The 13,235-nt window shown below is 67.4% G+C and carries 16 protein-coding genes and 1 riboswitch; of the genes, 6 read left to right on the top strand and 10 right to left on the bottom strand.

Annotation, left to right across the window (positions count from 1 at the left end; all coding sequences use genetic code 11):
- Nucleotides 1-23: 23 nt before the first annotated feature.
- From IBX22_RS22590 to IBX22_RS22575, 4 genes are all read right to left on the bottom strand, one after another.
- Entirely contained in the window at nucleotides 24-671 is a 648-nt protein-coding gene (locus tag IBX22_RS22590; RefSeq protein ID WP_194817483.1) for a TetR/AcrR family transcriptional regulator, read from the bottom strand.
- 38 nt (nucleotides 672-709) lie between these two features.
- Nucleotides 710-1,864, bottom strand: a complete 1,155-nt coding sequence (locus IBX22_RS22585) for an MFS transporter (RefSeq protein WP_194817869.1) — start codon at nucleotides 1,862-1,864, stop codon at nucleotides 710-712.
- A 139-nt stretch (nucleotides 1,865-2,003) separates the two neighbouring features.
- Nucleotides 2,004-2,468: a tRNA (cytidine(34)-2'-O)-methyltransferase gene (locus tag IBX22_RS22580; protein WP_194817482.1), complete on the bottom strand. Its 465-nt coding sequence runs from the start codon at nucleotides 2,466-2,468 to the stop codon at nucleotides 2,004-2,006.
- A 57-nt stretch (nucleotides 2,469-2,525) separates the two neighbouring features.
- Nucleotides 2,526-3,071: a carboxymuconolactone decarboxylase family protein gene (locus IBX22_RS22575; protein ID WP_194817481.1), complete on the bottom strand. Its 546-nt coding sequence runs from the start codon at nucleotides 3,069-3,071 to the stop codon at nucleotides 2,526-2,528.
- A gap of 127 nt (nucleotides 3,072-3,198) precedes the next feature.
- On the opposite strand from IBX22_RS22575, the gene IBX22_RS22570 reads away from it, so the two are divergent.
- From IBX22_RS22570 to IBX22_RS22555, 4 genes are all read left to right on the top strand, one after another.
- Nucleotides 3,199-3,603 (top strand): RidA family protein, encoded by a 405-nt coding sequence (locus IBX22_RS22570; protein ID WP_194817480.1) that lies wholly within the window; start codon nucleotides 3,199-3,201, stop codon nucleotides 3,601-3,603.
- Nucleotides 3,604-3,740: 137 nt separating this feature from the next.
- Nucleotides 3,741-3,986: a DUF3017 domain-containing protein gene (locus IBX22_RS22565; protein WP_194817868.1), complete on the top strand. Its 246-nt coding sequence runs from the start codon at nucleotides 3,741-3,743 to the stop codon at nucleotides 3,984-3,986.
- A gap of 4 nt (nucleotides 3,987-3,990) precedes the next feature.
- Entirely contained in the window at nucleotides 3,991-4,338 is a 348-nt protein-coding gene (locus tag IBX22_RS22560) for a helix-turn-helix domain-containing protein (RefSeq protein ID WP_194817867.1), read from the top strand.
- 129 nt (nucleotides 4,339-4,467) lie between these two features.
- Nucleotides 4,468-4,782, top strand: coding sequence for a hypothetical protein (locus tag IBX22_RS22555; protein WP_194817479.1), 315 nt, complete (start codon nucleotides 4,468-4,470; stop codon nucleotides 4,780-4,782).
- 1 nt (nucleotide 4,783) lies between these two features.
- Here IBX22_RS22555 and IBX22_RS22550 read toward each other — a convergent pair whose 3' ends face one another.
- Both IBX22_RS22550 and IBX22_RS22545 read right to left on the bottom strand, forming a co-directional pair.
- The gene (locus IBX22_RS22550) at nucleotides 4,784-5,920 is read right to left on the bottom strand and encodes a homoserine O-acetyltransferase (RefSeq protein WP_194817478.1); all 1,137 of its coding nucleotides are present in this window, start codon (nucleotides 5,918-5,920) and stop codon (nucleotides 4,784-4,786) included.
- Nucleotides 5,921-5,968: 48 nt separating this feature from the next.
- Nucleotides 5,969-6,079, bottom strand: a riboswitch (SAM riboswitch).
- 109 nt (nucleotides 6,080-6,188) lie between these two features.
- Nucleotides 6,189-6,893 carry a TetR/AcrR family transcriptional regulator gene (locus IBX22_RS22545; RefSeq protein WP_194817477.1) on the bottom strand — a complete coding sequence of 235 codons (705 nt, stop codon included), beginning with the start codon at nucleotides 6,891-6,893 and terminating at the stop codon, nucleotides 6,189-6,191.
- 150 nt (nucleotides 6,894-7,043) lie between these two features.
- Between IBX22_RS22545 and IBX22_RS22540 the strand changes: the two genes are divergently transcribed.
- Both IBX22_RS22540 and IBX22_RS22535 read left to right on the top strand, forming a co-directional pair.
- Nucleotides 7,044-8,537: an MFS transporter gene (locus tag IBX22_RS22540; RefSeq protein ID WP_194817476.1), complete on the top strand. Its 1,494-nt coding sequence runs from the start codon at nucleotides 7,044-7,046 to the stop codon at nucleotides 8,535-8,537.
- A 286-nt stretch (nucleotides 8,538-8,823) separates the two neighbouring features.
- The gene (locus IBX22_RS22535; RefSeq protein ID WP_194817475.1) at nucleotides 8,824-10,047 is read left to right on the top strand and encodes an NADP-dependent isocitrate dehydrogenase; all 1,224 of its coding nucleotides are present in this window, start codon (nucleotides 8,824-8,826) and stop codon (nucleotides 10,045-10,047) included.
- Nucleotides 10,048-10,183: 136 nt separating this feature from the next.
- On the opposite strand, the gene IBX22_RS22530 is transcribed toward IBX22_RS22535, so the two are convergent.
- From IBX22_RS22530 to IBX22_RS22515, 4 genes are all read right to left on the bottom strand, one after another.
- Complete coding sequence (locus tag IBX22_RS22530; protein WP_194817474.1) at nucleotides 10,184-11,575, bottom strand: FAD-dependent oxidoreductase; 1,392 nt, start codon at nucleotides 11,573-11,575, stop codon at nucleotides 10,184-10,186.
- 78 nt (nucleotides 11,576-11,653) lie between these two features.
- Nucleotides 11,654-11,923 carry a DUF2798 domain-containing protein gene (locus tag IBX22_RS22525; RefSeq protein ID WP_194817473.1) on the bottom strand — a complete coding sequence of 90 codons (270 nt, stop codon included), beginning with the start codon at nucleotides 11,921-11,923 and terminating at the stop codon, nucleotides 11,654-11,656.
- A 143-nt stretch (nucleotides 11,924-12,066) separates the two neighbouring features.
- A complete protein-coding gene (locus tag IBX22_RS22520) occupies nucleotides 12,067-12,300 on the bottom strand; it encodes a DUF167 domain-containing protein (protein ID WP_194817472.1) in 234 nt (77 codons plus the stop codon).
- On the bottom strand, nucleotides 12,254-13,225 hold the full coding sequence (locus tag IBX22_RS22515; protein ID WP_194817471.1) for a DUF4349 domain-containing protein: 972 nt from the start codon (nucleotides 13,223-13,225) through the stop codon (nucleotides 12,254-12,256). Before IBX22_RS22515 ends, IBX22_RS22520 begins: the two co-directional genes overlap by 47 nt.
- Between the last annotated feature and the right edge of the window lie 10 nt (nucleotides 13,226-13,235).

The raw sequence follows: 13,235 nt of genomic DNA, 5'->3' as shown, positions 1-13,235 counted from the left end.
CGGCGGCCGCGGCCTTTGTCGTTTCAGTCGACGAGCCGGATGCCCGGCAGCGAGACCTTCGCGGCCTCGCGCAGATGCACCGTCGCGCGCTGCCAACGCCGGTGCGCGCGTTCGGGATCGGAGTCGATGAAGCTGGAGACCAGGATGCCGCGCAGGGCGTCCATCGCGGTGTAGACGAAATCGCGGGCGTCCCTGCGGGTTACCTCGTCCGGCACATACTGGGCCAGCGCCATCAGCACGGCATTGTTGACGAACGGCTCGACCTTGCCCGCCGCGGCCGCGAGCACCGGGTCGGTGCGTCCGGCCACCCACAGCTCCATCGCCGCGATGAACAGCGGGCCCTGATGCAGTTCCCACAGGAAATCGAGCACGGTGGCGATCGGGTCAGGCCCGGCCTTGATCCGGCCGATCTCCTGCATGGCCGCTTCGGTGCGGCGTTGCGCGAGATGGCTGATGGCCGCCACGACCAGGTCGTTCTTGGATCCGAAGTGATGCACCTGGGCACCGCGGGTGACACCCGCGCGCTCGGCGACCCGCGGCGTTGTCGTTCCGGCGTAGCCGAATTCGACCAGACAGTCGATGGTGGCGTCGAGCAGCCGCGTGCGCATCTCGCTGCTACGCTGCTCCTGCGTCCGGCGCGGCTTCTTCGCGCCACCTAAGATCCTGGTCATCCGCGAATTCTAACACTTACATACAGATCTGTATGTTCTCAGTGGTAGGCCGGCGGTGGCGCCGACCGGCGAGCCGCCCACACCGTGACGGTGAACAGCAGCACGCCCGCGACCGCCAGACCCGCGCCGACCACGGCCGGTGCGGTGTACCCGAGCCCGGCGGCGATGACCAGCCCACCGAGCCACGCACCCGCCGCATTCGCGATATTGAGCGCGGCATGGTTGAGCGCGGCCGCCAGCGTTTGCGCGTCGGCCGCCACGTCCATCAACCGGGTTTGCAGGCCGGGCGCCAATGCCGCGCCGGAAGCCCCGACCAGGAACGCGCCGATGCCCGCGGTGATCGGATTGTGCGCGGCGGCGACGAAGGCGGCCAGAATCACCGCCATCGCGATCATCGCCAGGAACACCGCGCGATCCACACCCCGGTCGGCCAGCACGCCGCCGATGATGTTGCCCGCGATCATGCCCAGGCCGAACAGCATCAGCACGATCGGGACCAGCGCCGCGCGCATGCCGGCCACGTCGGTGAGCGTGGTGGTGATGTAGGTGTACACGGCGAACATGCCGCCGAAGCCGACCGCGCCGACCGCCAGGGTCAGCAGCACCTGCGGACGGCGCAGGGCGCCGAGCTCGGTGAGCGGGCTGGTCGTTTTGAATCCGGTGAGGTCCGGGACGAAGGCGAGCAGGGCGGCGATCGTCGCCAAGCCGATGATCGCGACCACCAGGTACGCATCACGCCAGCCGAGATGCTGGCCGAGCCAGGTGGCGCCGGGAACGCCGACAACGTTGGCGGCGCTCAACCCCAGCATAACCGCGGCAACCGCCTTGGCCCGCTGACCGGCAGGTGCGAGGCTGGCCGCGGCCAGCGAAGCCACGCCGAAATAAGCGCCATGCGGGAGCCCGGAAACGAACCGTGCGGCCAGCAGGGTCTGGAAGGTCGGCGCGAACACGGTGGCGGCATTGCCGATGGTGAAGGCGATCATCAACAGCACCAGCAGCCGTTTGCGCGCCATCCGCGCGCACGACGCCGCGATCAGCGGTGCGCCCACCACCACGCCCAGCGCATAGGCGGAAACCGCGTGCCCGGCCGTCGGCTCGGAGACATCCATGGCCTCGGCAATGTTCGGCAGCAAACCCATCGACACGAATTCGGTGGTGCCGATCCCGAACCCGCCGAGCGCGAGCGCCAGCATGGCGGGGACATGCCAGCTGGTCCGCTCGGGCGCGGGCGGGGCGAGGGTCGACGAAGTCACACAGTGGTCAACTACTCGGCAGCCGGATTCGCTCCCCGGATGCCGGTGAGCTTGCCCACGCGTCGCGCCGGGATCTCGACTACACGCCGCCGGGAAAGCCGAGCTGCCGCCAAGCCTCGTACGTCACGACTGCTGCCGCGTTCGAGAGGTTCATCGAACGCCGCCCCGGCAGCATCGGGATGCGCAGGTGCGCGGTGAGGTGCGGATCATCGAGAACCTCGGCGGGCAGACCGGTAGGCTCGGTACCGAACAGCAGAACATCCCCCACCTGGTAATCGACCTCGGTGTAGTGCGTAGCAGCCTGGGTGGTGAAGGCGAAAACCCGCTCCGGCCGCAATGCCTCCCACGCCGAGGCGAGATTCTCGTGCACCGTCACCGACGCCAGATCGTGGTAATCCAGCCCGGCCCGGCGCAGCTTCGCCTCGGACAGATCGAATCCGAGCGGTTCGATCAGGTGCAGTTCGCACCCGGTCCCCGCGACCATGCGGATCGCGTTGCCGGTGTTCCCCGGAATCGCGGGCTCATGAAACATCACTCGGAACACTCGATCAGTCAACCAGATGGCAGGGCCGCGCCCGACGAGCCGGTTCCGGTGCGAGTGCTACTGCGTCGGCCGTTCCGGCAGGGCGCAGACTCCGCCCTCGGCCATGCCGGTGGGGCGGACACCGAGGCCCTGGTTGATCCGGGCGCGCTGGTTCTCCCAGGCGATGGCGGCGGCCAGCTCGGCGAGTTGCGCCTTGGACAGGTGGGTCAGCAGCTCGGTGCGCACGTTCTCGAGGTCGATCGCAGGTGTGGCTGTCATGGCTTCGGCGAAGGAGATGACCAGTTTCTCCAGGTCCGTGTAGGCGGCGCTGGTCCGGTAGCGCGGGAGATCGATGAGCTGTTTTTCGGACAGCCCCGCGGAGTGCGCCAGCGCGGAGCCGATATCGAGACAGAACTCGCAGTTGATCAGGCCCGCGACCTTCAGTTCGGCCAACTCCTTGAGCTTCGGGTCCAGCCGGTTGCTCAAGAGCAGCATGGTCTCGTATACCGCGACCGCGAAGCCGATCAGCGGCCGCCGCGCCAGCCAGCCGGGCAGATCCGACCGGTTGCGCTTCGCTTGCCGAAAAGCACTGGCGTAGTGGCGGATTCGGGTGAGTGCACGCATTGATCCATACCCCCTGTACTGGTTTCGTCTTCTCACCGTACGCCTGAACTACGCGCGGTAGTAGCCCTTTCGGTGCGGCGGCGGTTGTCGTACCGCACACACCCTGGGACCGGATAGGCTGCATCCCATGCCGAGCACCGCACACAATCCGGCCGGATCCGAGCCGCCCGCACCAGGTTTCGCGCACGCGACGGTCGCCACGGGCAGCCGCATCGTGCATCTGTCCGGGCAGGTCGGCGTCGACGCCTCCGGTCAGGTGGTGCCGGGCGGGCTGGCCGCGCAGACCACGCAGGCCCTGATCAACCTCGGGCGTGCGCTCGAGGCGGCGGGCGGCAAAGCCTCCGATCTGGTGAGCGTCCGGTTCTATGTCGTGGATTGGGATCCGTCGAAGTTCGAAGCGCTCGGCGCGGCGGGCGCGGCGGCCCGGGAGCACTACGAGTTCCCGGAAACCGCCGTCACACTGGTCGGCGTGGCCGCACTGTTCACGCCCGAGCATCTCATCGAGATCGAAGGCGTCGCAGTGTTGGATTAGACACGTCTGCAAGAATCGCTGACGTGAGCGACGACGACTCCGCCGAACGGCACCCGGGCCCTGGGGGATGGCAGGAGGCGCAGCCGACGGGGCGGGTGAACACAGCGGGCGCGCAATTCCTGCGTGTGCACCTGCCCATGGTGCTGGTGGCCGTGGTCATCGTCGTGGCCGTGGTGTTCGTGGCCTGGGATCGCTGGCGCCGTGGCGCCTTCTTCTTCGGCGGCGCAACCCTGCTCGCCGCGGCCCTGCGCCTGGCCCTCCCGACGCCGCGGGTCGGCTTGCTCGCGGTGCGCAGCAAGCCTTTCGACGTCGCCGCCCTGACACTGCTCGGCACGGCCATCCTCTTCATCGCCGCCACCATCAAGACCCTCGGCGTGCAATAGGGGTATACCGCAACAGAACTCCGCCGAATGCCCCACGCGTCAAGTGCTCGACCGCGTCGCGGGCAAATGGACCGTGCTCATCGTGGACGCGCTCGCCGACGGCACCCTGCGCCATACCGATCTGCGACGCCGCGTCGAAGGCGTCTCCGAGAAGATGCTGACGCAAACCCTCCGCCAACTGGAGTGCGACGGATTCGTCTCACGCACAGTGCATCCCACCGTGCCGCCGCGCGTGGAGTACATCCGCACCGAACTCGGCCACAGCCTGCGCACTCCCATCGCGGCACTGCGCGAGTGGATCGAAACCAATATCAACCGGATCGAGCAAGCGCGGCGCGAGGCAGCGAAATGACCATGGAAGGTCAGTTCAGAGGCATCGCTGCGGCGACCACCCGGCGTAAAGTCGAGCCATAGCCTAATAAGGTGCCGTCCCAGACCTCGGCGGCCGGTCCGATGCACCGACCCAGCGTAGGGAGACGGCATGCCAGGCAAGTTCGATGGCATCGACTGCGGCTTGTTCCCGTTGTGGACAGTCGCCGCCTTCATCTGCGGCGACGGCGAGGCGCCGGTCGGGACGGCCAGCGCCCGGGACCTATCGATGGCAGCCGGCCTGGTATGCGCGTATCTGCCTGTCCCCCAGGCGGATTTCGCGGGCTACTACTTGATCGCCACCCGCGCCGACTCCTACAAAGACCGCTTCACCAACGGCGCGGCGACACCCGTATGGCGCAGTACACCGCTACACGAACCCGACGGCTGGGCCGCAGGTCCGTGGAGCGCCCTCGAAACGTCTTGAGCTACCGGTTCTCTCGCGCCAGTCGCATGGTCTCGATGAGCAGCTTGGATACCGCCGCCGCCTCGGTGAGGAACCCGTCGTGGCCGTCGCGCGAGTGCACGACCTCGAGCCGGGCACAGCCGGGCAGCAGGTCGGCGAGTTCCTGCTGGGTGCGCAGCGGGTAGAGCCGATCGGAGTCGACGCCGCCGACCACACACGGCACCGGAGTCGCGGCCAGCGCGGCCTCGACACCGCCGCGCCCGCGGCCGACATCGTGCCGGTTCATCGCCTCGGTGAGCAGCACATAGGTGGCGGGATCGAAACGGCCGCACAGCTTTTCGGCCTGATGCTCCAGGTAGCTCTGGACCGCGTAGCGGCCGCCGCGCCACGGATCCTCGGCGCCCTGGGCGTGGTTCTCGAAGCGGTGATCCAGTTCGCCTTCGGTGCGGTAGGTCAGGTGCGCGATGCGCCGCGCCAGCCCCATGCCGGTCATCGGCGCGCGATCGGTGCCGTGATAGTTGCCGCCCTGCCAATCCGGATCGGCCTTGATGGCGGCGATCTGGGTGGTCTGGGTGCCGATCTGATCGGCGGTGGCGCGCGCGCCGACCGCGAGCACCAGCGCGGCGGCCACCCGCTCGGGGGCGCCGACCATCCATTCCAGGACGCGCATGCCGCCCATCGAACCGCCGACGACCGCGGCCAGCCGGTCGATGCCGAGCAGATCCATCAGGGCGATCTCCGCGGTCACCTGATCGCGGATCGAGATCTCGGGAAAACGTGCGCCCCATGGCTTTCCGTCCGGCGCCAAGGTAGCCGGGCCGGTGCTGCCCTTGCAGCCGCCGAGCACGTTGGTGGCGATGACGCACCATTCGTCGGTGTCGATCGGCGCGCCGGGGCCGACCATGCCGTCCCACCAGCCGGGCAGCTGGTGCAGATTGTCGGGGGCGCCGATCACGTGCGAGTCGCCGGTCAAGGCATGCTCGACCAGCACCACGTTGTCGAGGGTGGGCGAGAGTTCGCCCCAGCGTTGCACCGCGAGCTGGACGTCCGGGACCACAGCCCCGTTCTCCAGGCGCACATCGCCGATCGGGATCAGGCCGAGCCGGCCGTCCGGGGCGGGTAACAGGCGTCGGGTGTTCGGTTCGGTCTGCACGGTCACGCCGTCTGACCGATCACATGGGTTGCACACATGATGAGGACCTCCTGAACAGCGCGCTTGCTCCCGTCTTTCGAGAGCCAGGTCATCACCCGGAGCACCCCACCGCTGCTGGAGGGTTGCCGACCAGCGAGCCGGGGCTTCGCGCTGGCACTCATGACCTGAGGAACATGGTAGCTGGCGGTCGGTCGACGGTAGAAATCACGTCGACAAGATCACGCGAGCACCGCTGGTCCCGGTCGGAAACCGCCGGGACGACACAGCGTGGGAACTACTTGGACAGCGGGGCGCTACACAGCGCGCGGAGCTCGTCGAACGCGCGGAGCACGATCGTCCGGGTGGCACACGCCGCGGTCTGGGGATCACCGGTCAGGATCAGGTCCGGGTCGGCGTCGAAGGCGATGTGACACATCATCTGCCAGGTCGCGACGGCCAAACGCACTTTGAGTGAATCGGATTCCACCCCGAGCCGTTCGGCCAGCGCCGCGGTGACGGCTTCGCCCTTGCGGTCGCCGAATTCCATCGCGCGCGCGTTGACCGCCGGGCTGCTGCGCACGATCCGCTGCATCTTCTGGAACCGGCGGAAGGAGATGAGCTCATCGGCGTCGTTGCCCGCGGCCAGGTCGACCATGTGCAGATAGGCGTCACACATCGCCTGCAGCGGGTTGTCGATGCTCGGCCGGGCCCGCAGCAGTCCCGCGATGGCCTGCCCGAAATCCTCGACCGGGCCCAGGACGATGTCCTCTTTGATCTCGAAGTACCGGTTCACGGTGCGCGGCGAGACATCGGCGGCGTTCGCGATCTGTTCCACGGTCGTCGCCTCGAAGCCCTGCTCATCGCATAGATCGAGCGCTATTTCGATGATCCGCGACCGGGTTTGCTGCTTCTTGCGCTCCCGCAATCCGGCGGCCGGCGCCTTGGCACCCGGCGCTGGTTCGGGATCGGCGGTGGGGCCGGTCGATGAGTCGTCGAGCATGTCGCCACCATAACGCAGCTCATTCCGCCACTTGGCCGAATGAGTCAAATGTCGCACTACGACATTTTTCCCTTGACGCCAAATGTCGCACAGTGCCAGGATCGTCTGCGTACTTCTGAAACAGCTCGTCCCAGATGAGGGAGAAAACCCGTGACCCGAACTGCGCCAGCGGCGGATGTTCTTGAAAAACAAAGCGGCTCGGCCCGGTGGTGGGCGCTCGGCGTGATCGCCTTGGCCCAGCTGATGGTGGTGCTGGACGCCACCATCGTCACCATCGCGCTGCCCTTCGCACAACGTGATCTGGACATCAGCGACGGCAACACCCAGTGGGTGCTCACCGCCTACACGCTGATCTTCGGCGGCCTGCTGTTGCTCGGCGGACGCCTCGCCGACTACCTGGGGCGGCGCAAGATCTTCATGATCGGCCTGATCGGCTTCGCCGCCGCCTCCGCGCTGGCCGGTCTCGCCCAGAACGGCGCACAGCTGTTCGCGGGCCGTGGCCTGCAGGGCGCGTTCGCCGCACTGCTCGCCCCTGCGGCGCTGTCGCTGCTGTCGGTGACGTTCACCGAGACCAAGGAGCGCGCCCGCGCGTTCGCGGTGTTCGCCGGCATCTCGGCGGGCGGCGCGGCCATCGGCCTGATCGCCGGTGGCGCGCTCACCGAATACGCCTCGTGGCGCTGGACGCTGCTGGTCAACACCCCGATCGCGATCCTCGCCCTGGTCGGCGCGTTCGCCTTCGTGCTGAAGGACGTGCCGCTGCCCCGCACCGGCGGTTACGACGTGCCCGGCGCGATCACCGTCACCCTGGGCCTGATCGGCATCGTCTACGGCTTCAGCCGCGCCGCCGAGCACGGCTGGACCGACGGCAGCACCATCGGCTTGATCGTCGCCGGTGTCGCACTGCTCGCCGCGTTCGTCTTCATCGAATCGCGGACCGCGAATCCGCTGCTGCCGCTGCGCATTCCCGGTGAGATCAACCGGGGCGGCGCACTGCTGGCCGCGCTGCTGATCCCGATCGCGATGTTCGCGATGTTCCTGTTCCTGAGCTTCTACTTGCAGAACGTGCTCGGTTACACGCCGCTGAAGGCGGGTGTCGCATTCCTGGCGTTCCCGGCCGGTATCGCCATCTCCGCGGGCGTCACCAGCGCGCTGCTGCCGAAGTTCGGCCCGCGTCCGCTGATGATCGTCGGCGCCGCGCTGGGTGTGATCGGACTGGTGTTGCTGGCCCAGCTCAGCTTCGGCGACAGCTTCGCCACCAGTGTGCTGCCCGCTCAGTTCCTGATCGCGCTCGGCATGGGTCCGCTGTTCGTCGGCATGCAGGCCGTCGCACTGCACCAGGTGGACGAAGAGGACTCGGGCGTGGCCAGCGCACTGCTGAACGCGGCCCAGCAGATCGGTGGCGCGGTCGGCACCGCCTTGCTCACCACGATCTCGGTGCAGGCGGCCAAGGACTACGTCGCCGAAAACCCCGGTATCGACAACTTGGTCGCCCGGGCGTCCATCCACTCCTACGACGTCGCCTTCTATGTCGGTGCGGGCTTCTTCGCGCTGGCCATTCCGATCATCGCGCTGATGATCCGGGACAAGCCGGAGAACCTGATCGAGGGCGCCGAAGACGAAGTGAAAATCCCCGTCGGAGTCTGATTCGGGTAAACGGTCCGTGTATCGCGAGCGACTCGCGATACACGGACCTTGTCTTTCTCAAATAATGGACAAAAGTACTAATGAGTAACTTTCGTCACCATTCTCACTCAGGGGTACTGGCGCGCGGTGAGTTCGTTAGCAGCAGTACGCTTGTCTTGTTTGACCACATGCCTCGCCGACCACGCGGGGCATATACGTTGTCTGTTGGAACAGCTGGGGTCCGCTCACAAGCGTGTTCGCCTGGCCGTGCAATGAGGGCACCATCCTTAGGAGGACCCGCAGAACTATGTCCAAAAAGATCAAGGTTGAAGGCACCGTCGTAGAACTCGACGGCGACGAGATGACCCGGATCATCTGGCAGTTCATCAAGGACAAGCTGATCCATCCGTATCTCGACGTGAACCTCGAGTACTACGACCTGGGCATCGAGTACCGGGACAAGACAGACGACCAGGTCACCATCGACGCCGCCAACGCCATCAAGCAGCACGGCGTCGGCGTGAAGTGCGCGACCATCACCCCTGACGAGGCGCGCGTCGAGGAATTCGGGCTGAAGAAGATGTGGCGGTCGCCCAACGGCACCATCCGCAACATCCTCGGCGGCACCATTTTCCGGGCCCCGATCATCATTTCCAACGTGCCCCGGCTGGTACCCGGCTGGACGAAGCCGATCATCATCGGCCGTCACGCCTTCGGTGACCAGTACCGCGCCACCGACTTCAAGGTGCACCAGGCCGGCACCGTCACGCTGACCTTCACCCCGGAGGACGGCAGCGAGCCGATCGTGCACGAGGTCGTGAAGATGCCCGAGGACGGCGGCGTCGTCATGGGCATGTACAACTTCAAGCAGTCGATCGTCGACTTCGCGCGGGCCTCGTTCAACTACGGCCTGCAGCAGAACTACCCGGTGTACCTCTCCACGAAGAACACCATCCTGAAGGCCTACGACGGCATGTTCAAGGACACCTTCCAGGAGATCTTCGACAGCGAGTTCAAGACCCAGTTCGACGCGGCCGGGCTCACCTACGAGCACCGCCTCATCGACGACATGGTCGCCTCCTCCATGAAGTGGGAGGGCGGCTACGTCTGGGCCTGCAAGAACTACGACGGCGACGTGCAGTCCGACACCGTGGCCCAGGGCTTCGGCTCGCTCGGCCTGATGACCTCGGTGCTGCTCACTCCGGACGGCAAGACCTGCGAGGCGGAGGCCGCACACGGCACCGTCACCCGGCACTACCGTCAGCACCAGCAGGGCAAGCCGACCTCGACCAACCCGATCGCGTCGATCTTCGCCTGGACCCGCGGCCTCGAACACCGCGGCAAGCTGGACAACACCCCCGAGGTGATCGGCTTCGCGCAGGCACTCGAGGACGTCGTCATCAAGACCGTCGAAGGCGGCCAGATGACCAAGGACCTCGCGGCGCTCGTCGGCGGGGACCAGGGCTACCTGAGCACCGAGGAGTTCCTCGGCGCGCTGGACGTCAACCTGGCTCGCGCACTGCGTAGCTGAGAATTATCGCCGGGCCGAGCTGAGACGCTCGTCCGTCACCCCGGCGCTGGGCTCGAACCCCAGCGCCGGGTCGAACGGAATCGGGCACCCGCCCACCGCTTTTCGGTGCACGGGTGCCCGGACTGTTTTCTGGGTCTCATCGGACCGACATGCGGCCGTGCGGATCCACAGCCGAGCGGATCTCGGTCAAACGGTTCGTGTTCGCGGCGAAGTAGCGGTCGGCGGGCTGTGCCGGTTCGAGGTAGTTGACGTAGCCGCCTGCCGAATGAGGGGCTACCAACCGGTGTGCTCGGTCGATCCACGCTGCCCCATCGTCGAGGGCATCCGTGGCAATCCATTGCAGGACCGCGCTGTGGTCGCGCCACGGGCACGCGGTGGCGTCGGGAAGCAGATCACGCACGGCGCCGTCGAGCGGATCCACCAGCACCATGCCCCGACCGCCCGCGCTCGAACGAGCGGCGACGGCTTCGACCACCGCGTCCGCGAGGGCGGGCGAGAATTCCGCGACCACATCGGATCCCGCCACCGTGCTCGTGCGGGGCATATCGGACTGCCCGCCGGCGAGACTCAGGACCGCGTCGAGATGACCGAGGGTCCGGTGGTGCGTGCCGACGGGCGCGGCCCCCACGATTCCGGCCAGCCGCGCCGCCGTCGTGGTGCCGGTGCCAGCGGCGCAGACCAGCAGCACCGCACAGTCGACCGCGCCGGTGCCGTCCGCGCTCACTTCGACCGAGGCCCAGGCCGTCCGGCCGGTCTCGGGCAGCCAGCGCGCCCAACCGGTCAGCACCTGTTGCGCCACCGCCCCGGGAAAAGTCAGTCGCACAATGTCTTTCGGGGCGGCGGGGCAGGTGCGGAAGGTCAACGAGGTGAGCACGCCGAGGCCACCGCCACCGCCGCGCAGCGCCCAGAACAGCTCCGGCCGGTCCGCGGCCGAGACCTTCGCGACCGATCCATCCGCCAGCACGAGCGTGGCCTCGATGAGCCGGTCGCAGGTGAACCCGTACAGCCGCGTCTCCACGCCGAGGCCGCCGCCGAGGGTGAGTCCGGCGATGCCCACCGTCGGGCAGGTGCCCAGCGGCAGGGTCTGACCGTGGCGGGCCAGGTCGGCCTGGATCCGGTAGAGCGACGCGCCCGCGCCGATCACCGCGACGCCGTTGTCATAGGTGATGTCGTCGAGCTGCCGCAGGTCGAGGACCAGCGCGTCATCGGCGGCCGAGGCTCCCACATAGGAATGCCCGCCACCGCGGACCGCGATCGGCAGATCATGGTCGTTCGCGAAAAGAACGGCTGCCCGCACGTCCTCGGTGGCCGTCGCCCGGACCACGGCGGCGGGGTGCGCACCATCGAATCTCGGATCGAAAAGCTGTTTGGCTGTTGCGTATTCACTGTCGGCCGGGAGCAGGAGCGGCTGGTGCAAGCGGGCACTCAAGCGCGACCAGTCCGGCGCGGGGCCTTGCCGCGCAATCGGTTCGGCCTCGATGCGCGCGGCGAACCCGGAGCTGACCGCCGCGGCCGCTCCGGCTCCCACCGCGGCGCGTAGAAACGCCGCTCGCGACAGTTGACGGCTGATGCTTGCGAGCCTATCCGAGCGACCGGTGGTCTTCGGTCACCTTCGAACCGACGGCGCGTGGACCAATGCCGCGGTGACTCGGCGGACGACGGGAAGCACGAGCAGCAGGGTCGGAAACGCGATGGGCCAGGACACTGCCCAGGAGCGCAACCAAACCCCAACGGCGAGACCGTCGCTCATCAGCGTGCTGATGAACGACACTATGCAGGTCATCAGGATGGAAAGCAGCATCGGCAGGATCACCGCCGAATACCGGGCGGGCAGCTTGCCGAAAGCGTTGCGGGAGTTGGTGTTCGCGGAATTCATCGATCGCTCCGTAAGGTTCCGTCAGGCAACGACTCCGCCGAATTGGCGGGGCCGGTGCGTTGGTTGACGTGAACGCTTACGGCGACGCGATGTCGCGGGGCCGAGCATAGGACAGCCGCAGAGGGCGGCGCAAGCACGGGGTTTCAGACGTCGATTTCGAAGCGTTTGAAGCGGGACGTAGCGCCCGCGGCGAGGCGGACCGAGCTCTTCGGCACCGCGTAGTGCCCGGCTAAGAGTTCGATGGCGGCCTTGTTGGCCTTGCCTTCGACGGCGGGCGCGCGCACGTAAAGGGTGAGGGTGCCGTCGTCGGCGGTCTCGACCAGCGGGCCCTTACGGCTGTTCGGCTTTATCGTCGCCCTTACCACCGTCGGGTGCACGCGATTCTCCTGTCACGACACTGGTTTCCGCGGGCTTCGATGCTGCCGTAGGCACCACCGTGTGCCGCGGGCGACGCGGTCGCCGGATCAGTTTGACCAGACCCCACAGGGCCGCGCCGAGCAGCACCAGGAAACCGAGCCACGGAATCGCCTTGCCGGTGAAGACAACCGCGTCCTTCAGCCAGTCCACCAGGGAATTCCAGCCTTCGACGATGCCGTCCCAGAAGTTGCTGGGGCCGGCGTCGGAATGCTTGGCGTCGGTGCTGAGGGAGATGGTGAGGGTGGACAGGGCGACCTGATCGTCGAGGTGCCGCTTCTGCGCGGTGAGGCTGTCGAGCTCGCCCTGGCGGCTGGACAGGGCCTGTTCCGCCGCGATGAGGTCGGCGGTGTTGTTCGCGCCGGCGATGAGTGCCCGCAGCCGATCCACCGAGGCCTGCAGGGCCTTGATCCGGGCGTCCAGATCTTCCCACTGCATGGTGACGTCATCGCGGTTCGTGCTGATCTCGGTGACCTCGCCGATCTTGCCGAGACCGTTGATGAACGCATCGGTTTTGTCGGCGGGCACCCGTACGGTCAGCGACGCGCTGGGCTGGTCGTCGTCGTCCTTGGTGCCGGGTTGCTCTGTGCGCGAATCGATCCGGCCGCCCGCGGCCCGCACCTGATCGGCGACCTTGCCCGCCGCGGCGATCGGATCACCGGCCACGATCTCGACATTGCCGGTCACAACCTCCTTGCGGGACAACACCTCCCCGCTCGGCTGCTTGCTGTCGCCGGGCGCCTGCTCGCGGAATCCGGGCGGCGCGACCGCCGGTGCCGCGGTCTCGAACGCCCTTCCGGCAGTGCCGGAATCCTTGTCGTCGGCACCGCAGCCCACAAGCAGTGTCAGGCTCAGCAGGCCGATGCACAGAAGCGCAAGCTTTCGCATGCCCGCAGCG

The sequence above is a fragment of the Nocardia sp. XZ_19_385 genome, from assembly GCF_015355755.1.
Classification (GTDB): Bacteria; Actinomycetota; Actinomycetes; order Mycobacteriales; family Mycobacteriaceae; genus Nocardia.
Note: the sequence above shows the minus strand (reverse complement) of the source record. Positions and strands in the feature narration are given on the sequence as shown.

Coding starts and splice junctions, on each gene's coding strand:
- IBX22_RS22590 (WP_194817483.1), bottom strand. CDS start 671: ATGACCAGGATCTTAGGTGGCGCGAAGAAGCCGCGCCGGACGCAGGAG.
- IBX22_RS22585 (WP_194817869.1), bottom strand. CDS start 1,864: ATGCTGGCGCTCGCGCTCGGCGGGTTCGGGATCGGCACCACCGAATTC.
- IBX22_RS22575 (WP_194817481.1), bottom strand. CDS start 3,071: ATGCGTGCACTCACCCGAATCCGCCACTACGCCAGTGCTTTTCGGCAA.
- IBX22_RS22570 (WP_194817480.1), top strand. CDS start 3,199: ATGCCGAGCACCGCACACAATCCGGCCGGATCCGAGCCGCCCGCACCA.
- IBX22_RS22565 (WP_194817868.1), top strand. CDS start 3,741: ATGGTGCTGGTGGCCGTGGTCATCGTCGTGGCCGTGGTGTTCGTGGCC.
- IBX22_RS22555 (WP_194817479.1), top strand. CDS start 4,468: ATGCCAGGCAAGTTCGATGGCATCGACTGCGGCTTGTTCCCGTTGTGG.
- IBX22_RS22545 (WP_194817477.1), bottom strand. CDS start 6,893: ATGCTCGACGACTCATCGACCGGCCCCACCGCCGATCCCGAACCAGCG.
- IBX22_RS22535 (WP_194817475.1), top strand. CDS start 8,824: ATGTCCAAAAAGATCAAGGTTGAAGGCACCGTCGTAGAACTCGACGGC.
- IBX22_RS22525 (WP_194817473.1), bottom strand. CDS start 11,923: ATGAATTCCGCGAACACCAACTCCCGCAACGCTTTCGGCAAGCTGCCC.
- IBX22_RS22515 (WP_194817471.1), bottom strand. CDS start 13,225: ATGCGAAAGCTTGCGCTTCTGTGCATCGGCCTGCTGAGCCTGACACTG.